The organism is Aeromonas sp. S13(2024) (assembly GCF_041402405.1).
Classification (GTDB): domain Bacteria; phylum Pseudomonadota; class Gammaproteobacteria; order Enterobacterales; family Aeromonadaceae; genus Aeromonas; species Aeromonas veronii.
The window spans coordinates 704,533-722,201 of sequence record NZ_JBGLRA010000001.1 but is presented as its reverse complement, the minus strand read 5'-3'; the positions used below and the strand labels follow the sequence as shown (position 1 = coordinate 722,201).

15 protein-coding genes are annotated in these 17,669 nt (G+C 58.5%); 5 read left to right on the top strand and 10 right to left on the bottom strand.

The window, feature by feature from the left end; genetic code table 11:
• Positions 1-55: 55 nt before the first annotated feature.
• The 3 genes from clpX to tig all read right to left on the bottom strand — a co-directional run bounded on the left by clpX (position 56) and on the right by tig (position 3,421).
• Positions 56-1,330 (bottom strand): ATP-dependent protease ATP-binding subunit ClpX, encoded by a 1,275-nt coding sequence (gene clpX / locus ACB042_RS03180; RefSeq protein WP_005336977.1) that lies wholly within the window; start codon positions 1,328-1,330, stop codon positions 56-58.
• A 70-nt stretch (positions 1,331-1,400) separates the two neighbouring features.
• Complete coding sequence (gene clpP, locus ACB042_RS03175) at positions 1,401-2,024, bottom strand: ATP-dependent Clp endopeptidase proteolytic subunit ClpP (RefSeq protein ID WP_005336979.1); 624 nt, start codon at positions 2,022-2,024, stop codon at positions 1,401-1,403.
• 86 nt (positions 2,025-2,110) lie between these two features.
• The gene (gene tig / locus ACB042_RS03170) at positions 2,111-3,421 is read right to left on the bottom strand and encodes a trigger factor (protein WP_005345092.1); all 1,311 of its coding nucleotides are present in this window, start codon (positions 3,419-3,421) and stop codon (positions 2,111-2,113) included.
• 441 nt (positions 3,422-3,862) lie between these two features.
• Here tig and ACB042_RS03165 point away from each other — a divergent pair, with 441 nt between their 5' ends.
• Together ACB042_RS03165 and yfbR are read left to right on the top strand one after the other, a co-directional pair.
• The gene (locus tag ACB042_RS03165) at positions 3,863-4,297 is read left to right on the top strand and encodes a YccF domain-containing protein (RefSeq protein ID WP_371177763.1); all 435 of its coding nucleotides are present in this window, start codon (positions 3,863-3,865) and stop codon (positions 4,295-4,297) included.
• Between the two features lie 92 nt (positions 4,298-4,389).
• Positions 4,390-4,980, top strand: coding sequence for a 5'-deoxynucleotidase (yfbR, locus tag ACB042_RS03160; protein ID WP_144712872.1), 591 nt, complete (start codon positions 4,390-4,392; stop codon positions 4,978-4,980).
• 87 nt (positions 4,981-5,067) lie between these two features.
• Here yfbR and lolE read toward each other — a convergent pair whose 3' ends face one another.
• From lolE to ACB042_RS03145, 3 genes are all read right to left on the bottom strand, one after another.
• Positions 5,068-6,309, bottom strand: a complete 1,242-nt coding sequence (lolE, locus tag ACB042_RS03155; protein WP_144712870.1) for a lipoprotein-releasing ABC transporter permease subunit LolE — start codon at positions 6,307-6,309, stop codon at positions 5,068-5,070.
• On the bottom strand, positions 6,309-7,007 hold the full coding sequence (gene lolD / locus ACB042_RS03150) for a lipoprotein-releasing ABC transporter ATP-binding protein LolD (protein WP_186301823.1): 699 nt from the start codon (positions 7,005-7,007) through the stop codon (positions 6,309-6,311). The genes lolE and lolD overlap by 1 nt, the downstream gene beginning before the upstream one ends.
• 88 nt (positions 7,008-7,095) lie before the next feature.
• On the bottom strand, positions 7,096-8,331 hold the full coding sequence (locus ACB042_RS03145) for a lipoprotein-releasing ABC transporter permease subunit (protein ID WP_005345085.1): 1,236 nt from the start codon (positions 8,329-8,331) through the stop codon (positions 7,096-7,098).
• Between the two features lie 76 nt (positions 8,332-8,407).
• Between ACB042_RS03145 and ACB042_RS03140 the strand changes: the two genes are divergently transcribed.
• Entirely contained in the window at positions 8,408-8,983 is a 576-nt protein-coding gene (locus ACB042_RS03140) for a hypothetical protein (RefSeq protein ID WP_005336991.1), read from the top strand.
• Positions 8,984-9,038: 55 nt separating this feature from the next.
• Positions 9,039-12,518 (top strand): transcription-repair coupling factor, encoded by a 3,480-nt coding sequence (mfd, locus tag ACB042_RS03135; RefSeq protein WP_371177830.1) that lies wholly within the window; start codon positions 9,039-9,041, stop codon positions 12,516-12,518.
• 105 nt (positions 12,519-12,623) lie between these two features.
• Here mfd and fbp read toward each other — a convergent pair whose 3' ends face one another.
• Entirely contained in the window at positions 12,624-13,652 is a 1,029-nt protein-coding gene (fbp, locus tag ACB042_RS03130) for a class 1 fructose-bisphosphatase (protein ID WP_231720976.1), read from the bottom strand.
• 382 nt (positions 13,653-14,034) lie between these two features.
• Here fbp and ACB042_RS03125 point away from each other — a divergent pair, with 382 nt between their 5' ends.
• A complete protein-coding gene (locus ACB042_RS03125; RefSeq protein WP_139746884.1) occupies positions 14,035-15,651 on the top strand; it encodes a peptide ABC transporter substrate-binding protein in 1,617 nt (538 codons plus the stop codon).
• A gap of 101 nt (positions 15,652-15,752) precedes the next feature.
• On the opposite strand, the gene ACB042_RS03120 is transcribed toward ACB042_RS03125, so the two are convergent.
• The 3 genes from ACB042_RS03120 to sixA form a co-directional block, all read right to left on the bottom strand.
• Complete coding sequence (locus ACB042_RS03120; RefSeq protein WP_252411943.1) at positions 15,753-16,670, bottom strand: DMT family transporter; 918 nt, start codon at positions 16,668-16,670, stop codon at positions 15,753-15,755.
• 164 nt (positions 16,671-16,834) lie between these two features.
• Entirely contained in the window at positions 16,835-17,041 is a 207-nt protein-coding gene (locus tag ACB042_RS03115) for a DUF1107 domain-containing protein (RefSeq protein ID WP_005336998.1), read from the bottom strand.
• Positions 17,042-17,174: 133 nt separating this feature from the next.
• Positions 17,175-17,642 carry a phosphohistidine phosphatase SixA gene (sixA, locus tag ACB042_RS03110; protein ID WP_021230584.1) on the bottom strand — a complete coding sequence of 156 codons (468 nt, stop codon included), beginning with the start codon at positions 17,640-17,642 and terminating at the stop codon, positions 17,175-17,177.
• Positions 17,643-17,669: the final 27 nt, after the last annotated feature.

The following is a 17,669-nucleotide window of genomic DNA, read 5'->3' as shown; positions in this document are numbered from 1 at the left end:
GTAAAAAGCATGAAAGGGGCAAAAAGCCCCTTCCATTTGATTAAAAATCAGACATTTACTCTGATGCAGCAGCCTGGGTTTCGGGATTTTCGTAGATCATCAAGGGCGCAGAGTCCCCTTTGATCACGGTCTCGTCGATCACCACCTTGCTGACCCCTTCCAGAGAAGGCAGGTCATACATGGTATCCAGCAGTACGGCTTCCACAATGGAACGCAGACCACGAGCACCGGTTTTACGCTCCATCGCCTTGCGGGCAATGGCGTTGAGCGCGTCGTCACGGAACTCCAGTTCAACCCCTTCCAGATCGAACAACGCAGCGTACTGTTTGGTCAGCGCGTTTTTCGGCTCTTTCAGGATCTGGATAAGGGCAGACTCGTCCAGCTCGGTCAGAGTCGCGACCACCGGCAGACGGCCGATGAACTCGGGGATCAGACCATATTTGATCAGATCTTCCGGCTCCACCTTGGCGAAGGTTTCGCTCAGGGTGGCCTTGGCATCCTTGGATTTCACCTCGGCGCCAAAACCGATACCGGTTCCCTTCACGGAACGCTGCTCGATCACCTTGTCCAGACCGGCAAAAGCACCGCCACAGATAAAGAGGATCTTGGAGGTATCAACCTGCAAGAACTCCTGCTGCGGATGCTTGCGACCACCTTGCGGCGGCACGGAAGCGATGGTCCCTTCGATCAGCTTGAGCAGTGCCTGCTGTACCCCTTCCCCGGAGACATCGCGGGTAATGGAGGGGTTGTCCGACTTGCGGGAGATCTTGTCGATCTCGTCGATGTAGACGATGCCACGCTGGGCCTTCTCTACGTCGTAGTCGCACTTTTGCAGCAGCTTCTGGATGATGTTTTCCACGTCCTCGCCCACATAACCGGCTTCGGTCAGGGTGGTCGCATCGGCCATGGTGAACGGCACATCCAGCAGGCGAGCCAGAGTCTCGGCCAGCAGGGTTTTACCGCTACCGGTCGGGCCAATCAGCAGAATGTTGGATTTGCCGAGCTCAACACCACTGTTTTCGCCGCTGTTGCGCAGACGCTTGTAGTGGTTGTAGACGGCTACAGCCAACACCTTCTTGGCGTACTCTTGCCCGATCACATAGTCATCGAGATGAGCGCGGATCTGATGAGGGGTCGGCAGCTCGTTACCATCGCGCTTGGGCGAGATCTCGCGGATCTCTTCGCGGATGATGTCGTTGCACAGCTCGACGCACTCATCACATATGTAGACGGAAGGGCCAGCGATCAGCTTGCGCACTTCATGCTGGCTTTTGCCGCAAAAAGAGCAGTAGAGCAGCTTATCACCCTCACCCTTGCGTTTCTCTGTCATTCAGCAACCTCGTTTTATCAATAGAGGATGGATCGGCCTGTTGAGTTTACAACAGACCGGGACACCCTGCTCAGCTACGCTGGCTCAGGACACCGTCTACCAGACCATAGGCCACGGCCTGCTCGGCGGACATGAAGTTGTCACGATCGGTGTCACGCTCGATGGTAGCCATGTCCTGACCGGTGTGGAACGCCAGGCGCTCGTTCAGGGTATTTTTGATCTTCAGGATCTCCTGGGCGTGGATCTGGATATCAGATGCCTGACCCTGGAAACCACCCAGCGGCTGGTGGATCATCACGCGGGCGTTAGGCAGGCAGAAACGCTTGCCCTTGGCGCCGCCAGCCAGCAGGAAGGCACCCATGGAGCAGGCCTGCCCCATGCAGACGGTGCTGACATCCGGCTTGATGAACTGCATGGTGTCATAGATGGACATGCCCGCAGTCACCGAACCACCCGGCGAGTTGATGTAGATATAGATGTCCTTGTCCGGATTCTCGGATTCGAGGAACAGCAACTGGGCAACCACCAGATTGGCCATGTGATCTTCAACCTGACCAGTCAGGAAGATCACCCGCTCTTTCAGCAGACGGGAGTAAATATCGTAGGAACGTTCACCCTTGGCAGTCTGTTCGACCACGATGGGGACCAGCGCATTGCTGGGAGAATCGGTCATATCGTTATAGTTCTTGTACATAAGGCATTGTCCCTAAAATAAAATGGCCCGAGTGGAGATCACACGAGCCATTATACTTAACAGTCTTGACCTTAAGTCAAATGTTCTTAGGCAGCGGCGCCAGACTTGTTGATCACTTCGTCAAAGGCAACTTCTTTTTCGGTCACTTGCGCTTTGGACAGGATCAGGTCGATAGCTTGATCTTCTACTGCCAGGTTACGAACGCCGTTCAGCATCTGTTCGTTCTTCTGGTAGTACTCGATCACTTCTTTCGGATCTTCGTAGGCAGTCGCCATGGACTCGATGATGCTGTTTACACGGGCATCGTCAGCCTTGATCTCGTTGGTACGGATCACGTCACCCAGCAGCAGGCCTACGCGTACACGACGCTCGGCTTGAGCCTGGAACAGTTCAGCCGGCAGCTCGGGAGCGTTGCCGCCCTGGAAGCCACCGAAACGCTGCAGAGCCTGCTGACGCAGTGCGTCGATCTCTTGAGCAACAGCAGCTTTCGGCAGGTCGATTTGGTTGGCTTCAACCAGACCGTTCAGAACCTGCTCTTTCACGCTGTTTTTCAGGGCTTGAGCCAGTTCGCGCTCCATGTTCTTGCGCACTTCGGCTTTCAGCTCTTCAACAGAACCGCTCTCGATACCAAAACGCTTCACGAACTCTTCGGTCAGCTCAGGCAGGATCTGCTCTTCAACCTTGATCAGCTTGGAAGCGAACTTGGCCTCTTTGCCTTTCAGGTTTTCAGCGTGGTAGTCAGCCGGGAAGGTCACTTCGATAGTGAACTCGTCGCCCGCTTTCTTGCCCAGGATGGCGTCTTCGAAGCCCGGGATCATGCGGCCAGCGCCCAGCACCAGGTTGAAGCCTTCAGCTTTGCCGCCGTCGAACTCTTCACCGTCGATGGAACCGACGAAGTCCATGGTCACACGCATGCCATTGGCAGCGGCAACATCGGCATCAGCCCAGGTAGCGTGCTGCTTGCGCAGGGTGTCGATCATGTTGGCCAGATCTTCATCCTTCACGGTCGCAACCGGCTTCTCGACCTTGATGGTCTCGAGACCTGCAACTTCGAACTCCGGATACACTTCGAAAGTGGCGGTGAATTCGAAATCCTGACCTTCTTTGATCTCTTTCGGATCCATGGTCGGGGCACCGGCCGGGCTCAGTTTGTTTTCGATGATGGCTTTGATGAAGTTGCTCTGCATCATTTCATCAGCAACGCGGGCGTGAGCCATGGCGCCGAACATCTTCTTGATGATGGCAACCGGAGCCTTGCCAGGACGGAAACCGTCGATGCGACGAGTTTTGGCCAGGCCATTCAATTCTTTACGCACAGCGGCGTCTACGGTAGCTGCCGGTACAGTGATGGTAAGACGGCGTTCCAGACCCTGGGTTGTCTCTACAGAAACTTGCATTCTTCTACCTCGTTCAACTCAGCACTGTGTGCTGACCCTTTATTGCCCCTGGGCAAAGCCCGGAGTCTTCCTGTTTATAAAGACAACGATATGTCTTTGTGATGAGAAAATATGACGCGGCATTATAGCGGCGCACTTTGGTCGAGTCGAGCCACACATCCCCCACATTGAGCGGCGTGCAAGCACAATTCGTGCAAAACTGCCCTTTATATGGGGAGAGAGGTGCCCGACTTCAACTATCCGATGGCAATAATTTTGCGTTTGTTCACCTTTTTTCATCCGAACGCCGCTTTATTGCCCATCTTTCACCGAAACACAGCCCACCGTTGCGGGCGGCGACTCAATTTGTCCAGCCAAATGGCGATTGGGCCAATCAACCATTGCGTCCCTACCCCTCCCTCGTTATGGTGGCAACCAAATTGATGATCTGGAGTCACTCACATGGCCTTTTTCCGCTTCTTGTTCAATCTGCTCTGGTTTGTACTGGGAGGTGTCTTTATGGGCCTGGCCTGGTGGCTGGCCGGTCTTGTCTGCTTTATCTCGCTGGTCGGCATCCCCTGGGGACGTGCCTGCTTCGTGATCGGCACCTTTACCTTCTTCCCGTTTGGCAAGCAGGCGGTCAATCGCAAGACCATGACCGGCCAGAGTGATATAGGCACCGGCACTCTGGGGCTGATTTGCAACATCCTCTGGTTCGTGCTGATCGGTGTCTGGCTGGCCATCGGCCACATCGCTTCCGCACTGGCCTGCTTTGTGACCATTATCGGTATCCCGTTCGGTATCCAGCACCTCAAGCTGGCGCTGATCAGCCTGGCGCCCATTGGCCAGATGATTGTGACCAATCAGGAGGCGGAATCGGGCCGCTATATCCGCTAACGGCGGGAAATACGCGGGCAGACGCTGCCCTGCAACGAAAAAAAGGGCAGACTAGGGTCTGCCCTTTTTTATTGTCTTTTGTTGAGGCCGTCATGTTACCCAGCCACTTTTTCGCCAATCTCGCCCGCATGAAGCTGATCTACCGCTGGCCCCTGATGCGCAACATCCAGCCCGAAAACATTGCCGAGCACAGCCTGCAGGTGGCCATGGTGGCCCATGCCCTCGGCATCATCAAAAACCGGCTGTTTGGCGGTAGCGTGAATGCCGATCGCGCCGCGGTGATGGCGCTCTATCATGACAGCAGCGAGGTACTGACCGGCGATCTGCCCACCCCGGTCAAATACTTCAACCCCGAAATCGCCCGCGAGTACAAGAAGATAGAGCTGGCCGCCGAGCAGCGTCTGCTCGCCATGCTGCCACCTGAGCTGGTCGAGGACTTTCGCCCCCTGCTCGACTCGGCTATGCAGGATGAGGAGCTGGCAAGGCTGGTGAAAGATGCTGACACCCTTTGTGCCTATACCAAGTGTCTGGAGGAGATCAACGCGGGCAACCGGGAGTTTGAACCGGCTCGCAAGCGCCTCGAGGCGATGCTGGCGGCGCGGATGAGCGAGGAGATGCGCTACTTTATCGACACCTTCGTGGCCAGCTTCTCCCTACCACTCGATGAGCTGAACGCTCACTAAGCCAGCCCACACTACCTGAAAGCAGAAGGGCCCGCCGGTTTGCACCGGCGGGCCCTTCGTTATTTATGGCGCATTAGATGCGTCGGATCAATGACCCAGCTCGCGGGACGGCACCAGACCGCTCGCCCGCCAGGCGGGATAGAGGGTCGCTACCAGACTCATCAGGATGGCAGCGCCAGTCACGATCAACAGATCCTGCATATGCAACTCGGTCGGCAAGAAGTCGATGAAGTAGATATCCGGGTTGAGGAAGCGGTGGCCAATGAGCTTTTCGACAACGCTCAGGATCTGGGTCAACTTGCTGGAGAGCAGCCCACCCAGCAGGGCACCAAGCAACGCGCCGGCCACCCCGTTGACCATCCCCTGAATGACGAAGGTGAGCCGGATCTGGCCGGGGCTCGCCCCCATGGTCTTGAGGATGGCAATCTCGCTGCGCTTCTCGTTCACCGCCATCACCAGGGTGGAGACGATATTGAAGCAGGCGACGGCCACCACCATCAGCATCACCACATACATGACGGTACGCACCATCTGGATGTCCTGATAGAGGTAGCCCTGGCTGTTCATCCAGCTACGGATGTAAACATGATGGGGGAACTGCTGCGCGGCGGCTACCGTGATGGATTGCGCCTTGAGCACATCGCTCACCCGCAGGCTGAAGCCCTCCACATCGCTGCCCATGCCGGTGATCGCTTGCGCATCGGCCAGATGCATAAAGCCGAGCAGACCGTCGAGCTGACCGCCGATCTCCAGCAGCCCCACCACGGTCAGGGCTTCGCGCCGAGGATTCTTGATCCCCGCCTGATCACCCCCTTGCGGCAGCAGCAGGGCGACCGAGTCCCCCACCTTGACCCCCAACTTGTCGGCGATGGTCTTGCCAAGGATCACCCCACGTTCACCCGGTTGCAGCTCACGCAGACCGCGGCCCGTCATGTATTTGCCTGCATCCGACAGATTGGCTTCCAGAGCGGGCAGCACGGCGCGCAGTTGGACCCCCTTGAGGGCAGAGCCATGCTCCAGCAGGCCATTAAGGCGAATGACCGGCGCTGCCGCCTCAACGCCCGGCTGAGCCAGCAGGTAGTCGCGCAGACGTGGCCAATCCGGCAGCGGCCGCTCGACGGCGTCCAGCTCACCTTGCGGCACGACCGAGAGCACCCGATCTTTGAGCTCCCGCTCGAAACCGTTCATGGCAGAGAGGCCCAGGATCAGCGCCATCACCCCGAGGGCAATACCGATCAGGGAAGAGGCAGAAATAAAGGCGATAAACCCGTTGCGACGGCGGGAGCGGCTGTAACGCAGGCCCAGAAAGAGGGGCAGCGGTTTGAACATCAGGCAACCTCCGCCATCACGCCGCTCACCAGGGTCACCCGGCGATGGAGCTTGGCCGCGAGGCTCAAGTCGTGAGTCACCACCACAAACGCAGTGCCCAGTTCACGATTCAGTTCACACAGCAGTTCGTACACCGCGGTGGCACTGGCGTGATCCAGATTGCCGGTGGGTTCATCCGCCAGCACCAGACTCGGTTCGTTGACCAGCGCCCGGGCAATCGCCACTCGTTGACGTTCACCACCGGAGAGCTCGGAGGGGCGGTGATTCAAGCGATGGGAGAGCCCTACCCTACCCAACATTTTGGTCGCCTTTTCGGTTGCCGTAGCGACCGACTCACCTGCGATCAGCAGCGGCATGGCTGCATTTTCCAGCGCACTGAACTCGGAGAGCAGGTGGTGGAACTGATAGACAAAGCCCAGCTCGCGGTTGCGAAAACGGGCTTGGGTGCGGCTGTCCCAATGGTGGATATCCTCCCCCTTGAACAGCACGGCGCCACTGGAGGGGTTGTCCAGCGCCCCCATCAGATGCAGCAGAGTGGTCTTGCCGGAGCCGGAGCTCCCCACCACCGCCAGCATTTCGCCGGGCGCGACGCAGAGATCGATCCCCTTGAGCACCTGAGTCTCCAGCTCCCCCTCTTTATAGACATGGTTGAGCGCCTGACAGCGCAGCAGAGGTTCACGGGATACGGCTTCATTCATAACAGGGGCTCCACTTGCCTCGGTAACAACGCTGGCACCCGCAACTACGGGGGCACCAGTCACAACAGAAGATGCATTATTCACGGCATTACTCATAACGCAGAGCCTCGGCCGGTTTCACCCGCGCAGCGCGGGCCGCCGGATAGAGGGTGGCACTGAAACTCAGCAGCACGGCGCCCAGCAAAATGGTGATGACCTGAGCCGGCTCGACAATCACCGGCAAGCCACTGCCGCCCGCCGCCATATAGAGGTTGAGCCCCACAGCATTGAGCAGAGGGTTGAGACCCAAGGAGAGCGCAAGGCCCGCCAGTCCGCCAAACAGGGCACCAATCACCCCGCTGGAGGCGCCGAGCACCATGAAAATTTTAACGATCCCTGATTCGCTCATACCCATGGTGCGCAGGATGGCCACTTCGCCCTCCTTGTCCGTCACCACCATCACCAGCGCGGAGAGGATGTTGAAGGTAGCGACGGCGATGATCAGCACCAGCATCAGCCCCATCATCCGTTTTTCCATGGCGACCGCCTGGAACAGCTCGCCCCGCTCGCGGCGCCAATCCTGCCACAGCAGCCCATCCGGCAACGGTGTCTTGATCACCTCGTCAGCGGCAAAGGGATCATCGAGCCAGAGGCGAATGCCACCGACGGTTTCTGGCGGCAGGCGCAGCAGCCGCTGAGCATCCCCCAGCGCGATCAGCGCAATCTGGTTATCCACATCGGCGCCGACCCCGAAGATGCCGGAGACGGTAAAGAGGCGCTGGGCCGGTACCCGGCCAAACGGGGTGAAGCGGGTCCCTTCGGTCAGGATCAGGCGAACCTGATCGCCGATGGAGACATTGAGGCGACGAGCCACCCCCTGCCCCAGCACGATGCGGTAGTGGCCTGCCTGCAGGGTATCGAGTCGCCCCCCCAGCATCTGGCTGTGGAGGATGTCATCCTTGGGCCACTTTGCAGGGTCGATCCCCTGCACGCTCACCCCGGTCAGCTGGCCGGGGCTTTGCAGCATCCCTTCGCTGTCGAGCATGGGGGCAGAGGCAACTACATGGGGTAATTTGGCCAGATCCGGCAAGCCTTGCGGGTCTGCATCAATGCGGCCAGCCTGATTGGTCACCACCACATGGGGGATCACCCCGAGGATGCGCCCTTTGAGCTGCCCTTCGAAACCGTTCATTACCGAAATGACCACCATCAGGGCGGCGACCCCGATGGCGATGCCAAAGGTAGAGAACAGGGAGATAAATGAGACGAAGCGATTGCTGCGCTTCGAGCCTGCATAACGCAGGCCGATGGCCAGCGAAAGGGGCTGAAAAAGTCCGGTCTTCAAGGATATGTACGTTGCCAACAAAATAAGATACCGGATAATAAAGGGAAACCGTCCATGACAACAAGGGATAGCCTCCATGCAGGAACAGTTCTTCAGCGTCACTCATGCCACGCCGGTCAATGTGATCCCCATGCCGGCCGACTTCCACCTCCCCTCGTTGGAGGAGCTGGACGCTGAGCTGCCGGAGCCCTTTCGGATCTCTTCGGCCATTACCTCCATCGATCTGGTGACCACTCGCCTGCTGCGCAACCAGAACGAGTCGATGCACGATTTGATCGAGATCGTCAATCAGCAGTCCCGCAAGATCGACATGATCATGGGCTATGTGCTCTCCCTGCAGGACCATCCGGAGCAGCGCTTTCACACCCTGCGCTTCGGGGCTGGCCAGCTCACCTACCTGCACCCCTATCATGATCACGGGGCTGCGCCGCACCTGCACCAGATAGTGCGCCTCAAGATCTTCCTGCGGGAAGAGGCGGCCGCCATCTACTGCTATGGCCAGGTCAAACAGCTCGACGGCGGTGAACATGGCACCCATGTGCAGCTCGACTATGTGCGGATCCGCGAAGATGACCGTGAACTGCTGGTTCGTGCCAGCCTCCACGTGCAATCGAAGCAGCTCAAGCTGCGCGCCCAAGAACGTCAGCGCTAACCAGAGCGAACGTCGCGATAGATAACGTCAACGTTAAAAGAATCGAACCATGCCAATGACACTCCCCGCCTTGCCCGCCAAAGCGGGCCAAAAGATCACGCTCGGCCAGCTGGTCGGCAGCAGCCTCTCGCTGATTGCAGCCCGTCTCACCAGTGAAGCCAAGGGGCCGGTACTGCTTATCACCGCCGATACCCCGAGCGCCCTGCGCCTGGAGCAGGAGCTACAGTATTTGCTGGCAGACAAGCAGCTAGCCGATCAGTCCGCCCCCGTATTGCTGTTCCCCGATTGGGAGACCCTGCCCTACGACACCTTCTCTCCCCATCAGGACATCATCTCCCAGCGACTCGAGACTCTCTACAAGCTGCCGCAGATGAGCAAAGGGGTATTGATTGTCCCCATCTCCACCCTGATGTTGCGCTGCGCCCCCCGGGTCTATCTCGACAAATACAGCCTGATGGTGAAGGCCGGTCAGCGCCTCAACCTGCAACAGCTGCGCGGGCGGCTGGCCGAGGCGGGTTACGTGGCGGTGGATCAGGTGCTGGAACATGGCGAATTTGCCGCCCGCGGCTCCCTGCTCGATCTCTTCCCCATGGGCAGTAGCAGCCCCTATCGCATCGACTTCTTCGACGATGAAGTGGACTCCATCCGCCCATTCGATCCCGAAACCCAGCGCTCCAGCGAACCGGTCAAGACAGTCAGCCTGCTGCCCGCCCGGGAATACCCTACCGACGAGGCGGCCATCGAGCTGTTTCGCGGCCAGTTCCGCGAGCAGTTCGAGCTGTCGCGGGCCGAGGGCTCCGTCTATCAGGAGGTGAGCAAGGGGCGCTGGCCTGCCGGCATCGAGTATTATCTGCCGCTCTTCTTCAACCAGACCGCCAGCCTGTTTGACTACCTGCCGGAAGAGACCCTGCTGCTCACTGTGGGGGACATCTACCCCGCCGCCCAGCGTTTCTGGAACGATATCGGCCAGCGCTATGAAGACAGACGCTGGGACAATACTCGCCCCCTGCTACCCCCGGCCCAGCTCTATCTGCCGGTGGAGCAGCTCTTTGCCTCTCTGGGCCAATATGGCGCGGTGCGGCTGCAAGAGGCCGCCACTGCGGGCGATGCTGGTCAGCACGATCTGCCTATCTCGGCCCTGCCGGATCTGCAACTCGATCACAGCAAGGAGCAACCCTTGCTGGCGCTCAACCAGTTCCTGCAAGGCTTTGCCGGGCGCACCCTGTTTGCGGTGGAATCCGAAGGGCGACGGGAGGTGCTCGGCGATCTGCTGGCGCGTATCTCGCTGCAACCCAAGGAATTCCCCTCTCTCGACGCCTTTATGGCGAGCCCGGATCGACACGGCCTGCTGGTGGCCCCCCTTGAGCGTGGCTTTCTGTGGCAAGAAGCCGGAGCTGATGCCAGTAATCAGCCACTGGCCCTGATCACCGAGACCGAGCTGCTGGGCGGCAAGGTGCGCAGCAAACGGGCTCGGGAGAAGAGCAAAAACTTAAGCTCCGATGCGGTGATCAGAAACCTGGGCGAGCTGACCCAGGGTCAGCCAGTGGTCCATCTGGATCACGGGGTCGGCCGCTATCTGGGACTGGAAACCATCGACGCCGGTGGCCTGCCCACCGAGTTTTTGACCCTTGAATATGCCGGCGGCGACAAGCTGTTCGTGCCGGTCACCAGTTTGCACCTTATCAGCCGCTACACCGGGTCGGATAACCCGCCCAGCCACAAGCTCGGCGGCGAGGCCTGGAGCAAGGCGCGGCGCAAGGCGGCGGAGAAGGTGCGCGACGTGGCAGCCGAATTGCTGGATGTCTACGCTCATCGCGCCGCCCGCGCCGGTTTTGCCTTCAAGCACGACAAAGAGGCCTATCGCCAGTTTGCCGCAAGCTTCCCATTCGAGGAGACCGACGATCAGCTCAACGCCATCAATGCGGTGCTGGGGGACATGTGTCAGGCCAAGAGCATGGACCGACTGGTGTGCGGCGATGTCGGTTTCGGTAAGACCGAAGTGGCGATGCGGGCGGCATTTGTGGCGGTGCACGGCGGCAAGCAGGTTGCCGTGCTGGTGCCCACCACCCTGCTGGCGCAACAGCACTACGACAACTTCCGCGACCGCTTCGCCAACTGGCCGGTGCGGGTCGAGGTGCTGAGCCGCTTCCGCTCCGCCAAAGAGCAGAGCGCTGTGATGAAGGAATTGGCCGAAGGCAAGGTGGATATCATCATCGGCACCCACAAGCTACTCGGCTCCGAGCTCACTTTCAAGGATCTGGGACTGCTCATCGTCGATGAGGAGCACAGATTCGGGGTGCGCCAGAAGGAAAAGATCAAGGCACTGCGGGCCGATGTGGATATCCTCACCCTCACCGCCACCCCTATTCCGCGCACACTCAATATGGCGATGTCCGGCATGCGGGATCTCTCCATCATCGCCACCCCGCCCGCCAAGCGACTCGCCATCAAGACCTTCGTGCGCCAGCACGAACCGGCGGTGGTGCGCGAGGCGGTGCTGCGGGAATTGAAGCGTGGTGGTCAGGTTTACTACCTGCACAACGATGTCGAGAGCATCGAGAAGTGCGCCGCCGATCTTGCCGAATTGGTGCCGGAGGCGCGCATCGGCATCGCCCACGGCCAGATGCGCGAGCGCGATCTAGAACGGATCATGTCCGACTTCTACCACCAGCGCTTCAACCTGCTGGTCTGCACCACCATTATCGAGACCGGTATCGACGTACCGAGCGCCAACACCATCATCATGGATCGGGCGGATCATCTCGGTCTGGCCCAGTTGCACCAGCTGCGGGGCCGGGTTGGCCGCTCCCACCATCAGGCCTACGCCTACCTGCTCACCCCCCATCCCAAGCTGATGACCAAGGATGCGGCCAAGCGGCTGGAGGCGATCGCCTCGCTCGAAGATCTCGGCGCCGGATTTGCGCTGGCGACCCACGATCTGGAGATCCGTGGCGCAGGCGAACTGCTCGGCGACGATCAGAGCGGCCAGATCGAATCGGTCGGCTTCACCCTCTATATGGAGATGCTGGAGCAGGCGGTCGAGGCACTGAAAAATGGCAAGGAGCCCTCGCTGGAGCAGCTGATGAGCCAGCACACCGAGGTGGAACTGCGCCTGCCTGCACTGCTGCCGGATGACTATATTCCGGACGTCAACATGCGCCTCTCCATGTACAAGCGGATCGCCAGTGCGGCGGACGAGCAGGAGCTGCGCGAGCTGAAAGTGGAGCTGATCGACCGCTTTGGCCTCTTGCCGGAGGCGACCAAAACCCTGCTGGAGCTGGCCGCCTTCCGCCAGAGTGCCACCGCCCTTGGCATTCGCCGGGTGGAGATGAGCGAGCGCGGCGGCTATCTCGACTTCACCCAGGAGACCAAGGTCAATCCGGCCTATCTGGTCAAGCTGCTCTCCAGCCAGCCACGGGTCTACAAGATGGACGGGCCGACCCGGCTGCGCTTCCAGGTGCCGACTCAGGACAGAGCCATGCGCCTGAAACTGGTAGATGGCTTGCTGGCTGATCTGGCCAACAACAGCCTGTGAATATCTGTAACGCTGGCGGCGAGCCAGAGAGATAACGCCAACTAAAACGGGAGCCAAATCGGCTCCCGTTTTTTATTTGCTATCTGACTACGCGTACGTTCAGCCCTAGTTGGCTGGATCCTCATGGGCGGAGAACTCGCGCATAAAGGCTTCGGCCCGCTCCACCATCTTGGTCGAGCCAACAAAGTAAGGGGTGCGCTGGTGCAGCGCGGTGGGCTGGATATCCATGATGCGGCCAAAGCCGTCGGAGGCCTTGCCACCAGCCTGCTCCACCAGAAACGCCATCGGGTTGCACTCATAGAGCAGACGCAACTTGCCATTCGGCGAGTTAGTGCCGGACGGATAGATGTAGATGCCGCCCTTGAGCAGGTTGCGATGGAAATCAGAGACCAGGGAGCCGATATAGCGGGAGGTGTAGGGTCTGTGGGTCGCTTCGTCGCGCTCCTGACAATATTTCAGGTACTTCTTCACCCCGTCCGGGAACTTGATGTAGTTGCCCTCGTTGATGGAGTAGATCTTGCCCTCTTCCGGAATGCGGATGTTCTCGTGGGAGAGGCAGAAGCAGCCAATGGAGGGGTCGTAGGTAAAGCCGTTAACGCCAAAGCCGGTGGTGTAGACCAGCATGGTAGAGGAGCCGTAGACCACATAACCAGCGGCGACCTGACGGTTGCCCGGCTGCAGGAAGTCCTCCAGCGTCACCGGCGAACCCTGCGGGCTCAAACGGCGGTAGATGGAGAAGATGGTCCCGACCGAGACGTTGACGTCGATATTGGAAGAGCCATCGAGCGGGTCGATCAGCACCACATACTTGGAGTTTTTGGAGAGCGGTGAGTCAAAGGCGACGAAGTCCTCTTCCTCTTCAGAGGCCATGCCGCACACCTCGCCGCGCGCTTCCAGCGCCGCCTTGAAGCGTTCGTTGGCATAAACATCCAGCTTCTGCTGCACCTCGCCCTGTACGTTTTCAGCGCCCATGGAACCGATGATATCCGCCAGTCCCGCCTTGTTGATCTCCCGGTTCACCACCTTGGCAGCAAGGCGGATCGAGCTGAGCAACGAGGTCAGCTCGCCGGTCGCGGTAGGATAATCCGCCTGCTTTTTGACGATGAACTCACCCATGGTGATCATGTTTCGCATTTTTGTTCCTTTAGATCGCATCCGTTGGCATTGAAAACGTTTGCAGGCGTCAGCAAAAAAAATGCCGATCACCGGCGGCCTTGATTTGTAACCTAATGTAACGTCTGTTTTTTGTTTTTGCAGCGAATTAAGCGGCCTATTAAATAGACTATTTCGCCTCACGTTATGGTAAAAGGCGCGTTTTATTCGGTTTCAATCGATAACTTTCAGCCCCTTAATTCGTGGCAATAACCTGTGGCAAGCCATGAGCTGACTGGCCTTGGGCCATTAAAAATGGAGTCTGATGGGCCTGCTGCTCCCTTAGCCATTGCCTCTTGAGATCCGATCGCCAATCCAGCACACTGATTTCGCTTTGGAAGCAAATAAAACTCAAGGATTATCAATGAACAAGACTCTCATTGCCGGCATGGTAGCCGGACTGTTTGCCCTTCCCGCCTGGGCTGCCCAGGTGCCTGCCGGTACCAAGCTGCTGCCGGATGCCCAACAAATCTACGTGACCAATATCGGCACTGAACCCACCACCATCGACCCCCAGCTGGTAGAAGAGACCGCCGGTAGTGCCATCGTCAACGATCTGTTTGAAGGGCTCTATGAGCTGGATAATACCGGCAAGATCAAACCAGCAGGCGCCGTCAGCTACGAGGTCGACAAGACAGGTACCGTCTACACCTTCAAGCTGAGGCCCGAGGCCAAGTGGTCAAACGGTGAACCGGTCACCGCCGCCGATTATGTCTACGGCTGGCAACGGGCGGCCGATCCCAAGACGGCCTCCAACTACGCCTGGTTTATCGAGTTGACCGGAGTGGTCAATGCAAGCGAGGTGACACAGGGCAAGAAGAGCCCGTCAGAGCTCGGGATCAAGGCGCTCGATGACCACACCCTGCAAGTCACCCTGAAAAATCCGGTCCCCTTCTTCCTGAAGACGCTGGCCCACTACACCACGTTCCCGGCCCCCAAGGCCACCATTGAAAAATACGGTAAGGATTGGGTCAAACCAGGCAATATCGTCTCCAACGGTGCCTTTGTACTCAAGGAGTGGACCCCCAACGAGCGGCTGAGTGCCGAGCGCAATACCCACTACTGGAACAACCAGCACACCGTCCTGAACAAGGTGATCTATCTGGAGATCGTCTCGGAAACCGCCGCCTACAACCGCTATCGCACCGGTGAACTGCACTACACCACTTATCCGCTGGAGCAGTACAAACAGCTCAAGAGCAAGAGCCCGGAAGAACTGGTCAGCGTCCCCACGCTGGCCAGCTATTACTATGTCTTCAATACCCAGCGCAAACCGTTCGATGACCCGAAAGTACGCAAGGCGCTCTCGCTCGCCATCGACCGGGAGACCATCACCGACAAGATTCTGGGACAGGGACAAATTGCCGCATATAGCTTCACGCCCCCCATTGTGGACGGCTTTGAATTGAAAAAACCGGCCAGCCAGCTGCAGAGCAAAGAGGAGCGGATCAAGCAAGCCAAAGCCCTGTTGGCCGAAGCGGGATATGGCCCGGACAAGCCACTCACAGTGGACATTCTCTACAACACCAACGAGAGCCACAAAAAGATTGCGCTGGCCGTCTCCTCCATGTGGAAACACAACCTGGGGGTCACTGCCACCCTCAACAACATGGAGTGGAAGACCATGGTCTCGGCACTCAACGAGGGGGATTTCGGGGTTAGCCGCTATGGCTGGAACGGGGATTATAACGATGCCTCCACCTTCCTCGACATCATGACCTCCAGCAGCAGTGCCAACAGCGGCAAGTGGTTCAACAAGGAGTACGACGCCCTGCTGGCCAAGGCCCACGACTCGCTGGATCCCGCTGAACGCAATGCCCTGTATCAACAGGCAGAGGCACTCATTGATGCGGATGCCCCCATCGCCCCCATCTATTTCTCGGTCAAATCCAGGTTGCTCAAGCCTTTCGTGAAAGGCTATCCCCACCTTAACCCGCAGGATGTGGTCTACAGCAAGGAGCTCTATCTGGTTGCCCAGTAACCGGCTAGGAAGATGTAACCAGAAAAAGCGCCTGCATTGCTGCAGGCGCTTTTCATTGAAGGCCAAGCGGGCCATTGGCCCCTCTACGCTTTCACGCAAGATTACTCTTCGGGGCAAGGAGCCAGCACTACCCGGCGGCGACCCATCACCACCGGACGCACCAGCAGCTGTGCTAGCAAGACACCCAGCAGGGTCAGACCGCCCCCGATCAGGTGATAGCTGGTCAACCGCTCTCCCAGCAGGGTGATGGCAAGGCCAGCAGTCATCACCGGCAGCAGGTTCATAAAGATGGCGGTACGGTTGGCGCCGAGCAGGGCGATACCCTGCATCCAGAGCCAGGGCGAGAGCGCCGAAGTGGGGATACCGGCATAGAGGATCAGCCACAGGGCCCGGCCATCCGGCCACTGGCCATCCATCAGCAAAAAGAAGGGGGTCAGGATCACCACACTGCAGATCACCTGACCGTAGAGCAACGACCAGTTGTCGAGCCCCAGATCCCACTTCTTGAGCAGCACGCTGTAAAGGGCGTAAGTGCCCGCCGAAATCAGCATATAGACAGAGCCGATATGAATGCCTTGGGTAAACAGCCGGGTCGGATCCCCCTGCCCCAGCAAGATAGACAAGCCGAGGAGGGAAAGCAGCGCCCCCAGCACAGCGCCCCAGGTGGGCCGCTCGCGCAGCAGCCAGATACTGAACAGCACGGTCAGCAGCGGCGTCAGTCCCATCATCAACCCCATCTCGGTAGCCCCCAGCGTTTGCGCCGCGTAGTAACCAAAAGTCTGGTTGAGCACCATGCCCAGCGAGGCCAGCATGGCGATCTGCCAAAGGCCAGCGCGCAGACGGGCACGCGCACGCCACACCCGACGGGCCAGAAACGGGCTTAATACCAGCGCAGCCACCACCCAGCGCGACCAGGCCAAGGCTGCCGGGGATAACACACCAACCGCCAGTTTGCTGACGATGCCATTGCCAGCCCAGATGGCAATGCAGGAGAAGGGAAACAGAAAGGCAAGGGGCATGAGAGGATCCAGACCGAAGAGACAACAGCGGGTCAGTATAGGGGGCGATGGGAGATAAACAAAGGTGTGGGCCTGAACAGCCACGCGGTGAACGCCAGTAGCCAGAAACAAATATGCCCGCAAAAGTGCGGGCATATCAGTGCAGAAACAGGTTCAGAAGCGCATCACGCGGCATCCATGTGCAGTCTTGAGATCAGCTCGTTGACCTCGGTGACTGTCTGGCGGTGGGGAATATCCGCCGGATTCGGCATCAGCAACAAACCGGATTGGAAATCAAACCGCCCCCGACCATGGATGTAAATCCGACCTTTAAAGAAGGTTTTGACATGCTTTGCCACCATCAGTGGCAGGTACTTCTTGAACACTCTCATCGTTTGCAACCTCTTGCAGTTGTATCCGTATGACAGCAGCTTCTGCGAATTAATTCCGTAAAGTATTTATAAAAATCCGGAAAACTCGCCCATCTCTTCCCAAAAAATTCAATCTATAACTTTTTATTAACTTTTAGCCTATTGTATGCGGCCCTTCGAGCCAGAGCAAGGCTCCTTTGCCATCGTGCCACTCGATACAGGCGATCCCCGAGGTGGCAAACATGGGTGCTCCTGCGGCCGGGCAGAGGCTTTGCACCAGATAACCCACCAGCGGCAGATGGCTGACCATCAGGATCTGGTCATGTTGTTCAGCCAAAGTGGTAAGGTAGCTGGCCACGAAAGCGGGATCACCGTAAGGGGTAATGTCGCCACTCTCTTCAACGGCTGCTGCGTCAGGTAATTCACTGCATATGGCTTGCCAGGTCTGGCGTGCCCGCAGATAGTTGCTGTGGATCACCCGATCCAGCGGGCCAATCAGCTGAGGCGCCAGCCAGCGGGCCATCTGGATAGACTCTTCAATACCCTGCTCGGTCAATGGACGCTGTTCATCTGTTTTCGCATTCATGCCAGCCTGGCCATGACGCATGATATAGATCTTCATTACAACCTCGCCCAACGGGCCTGTTTT

What these genes read in the sequence shown, in the direction of transcription:
- clpX (WP_005336977.1), bottom strand. Translation starts at nt 1,330, where the DNA reads ATGACAGAGAAACGCAAGGGTGAGGGTGATAAGCTGCTCTACTGCTCT.
- lolE (WP_144712870.1), bottom strand. Translation starts at nt 6,309, where the DNA reads ATGTTCAAACCGCTGCCCCTCTTTCTGGGCCTGCGTTACAGCCGCTCC.
- lolD (WP_186301823.1), bottom strand. Translation starts at nt 7,007, where the DNA reads ATGAATGAAGCCGTATCCCGTGAACCTCTGCTGCGCTGTCAGGCGCTC.
- yfbR (WP_144712872.1), top strand. Translation starts at nt 4,390, where the DNA reads ATGTTACCCAGCCACTTTTTCGCCAATCTCGCCCGCATGAAGCTGATC.
- ACB042_RS03125 (WP_139746884.1), top strand. Translation starts at nt 14,035, where the DNA reads ATGAACAAGACTCTCATTGCCGGCATGGTAGCCGGACTGTTTGCCCTT.
- fbp (WP_231720976.1), bottom strand. Translation starts at nt 13,652, where the DNA reads ATGCGAAACATGATCACCATGGGTGAGTTCATCGTCAAAAAGCAGGCG.
- ACB042_RS03165 (WP_371177763.1), top strand. Translation starts at nt 3,863, where the DNA reads ATGGCCTTTTTCCGCTTCTTGTTCAATCTGCTCTGGTTTGTACTGGGA.
- ACB042_RS03120 (WP_252411943.1), bottom strand. Translation starts at nt 16,670, where the DNA reads ATGCCCCTTGCCTTTCTGTTTCCCTTCTCCTGCATTGCCATCTGGGCT.
- clpP (WP_005336979.1), bottom strand. Translation starts at nt 2,024, where the DNA reads ATGTACAAGAACTATAACGATATGACCGATTCTCCCAGCAATGCGCTG.
- ACB042_RS03140 (WP_005336991.1), top strand. Translation starts at nt 8,408, where the DNA reads ATGCAGGAACAGTTCTTCAGCGTCACTCATGCCACGCCGGTCAATGTG.
- mfd (WP_371177830.1), top strand. Translation starts at nt 9,039, where the DNA reads ATGACACTCCCCGCCTTGCCCGCCAAAGCGGGCCAAAAGATCACGCTC.
- ACB042_RS03115 (WP_005336998.1), bottom strand. Translation starts at nt 17,041, where the DNA reads ATGAGAGTGTTCAAGAAGTACCTGCCACTGATGGTGGCAAAGCATGTC.
- tig (WP_005345092.1), bottom strand. Translation starts at nt 3,421, where the DNA reads ATGCAAGTTTCTGTAGAGACAACCCAGGGTCTGGAACGCCGTCTTACC.
- sixA (WP_021230584.1), bottom strand. Translation starts at nt 17,642, where the DNA reads ATGAAGATCTATATCATGCGTCATGGCCAGGCTGGCATGAATGCGAAA.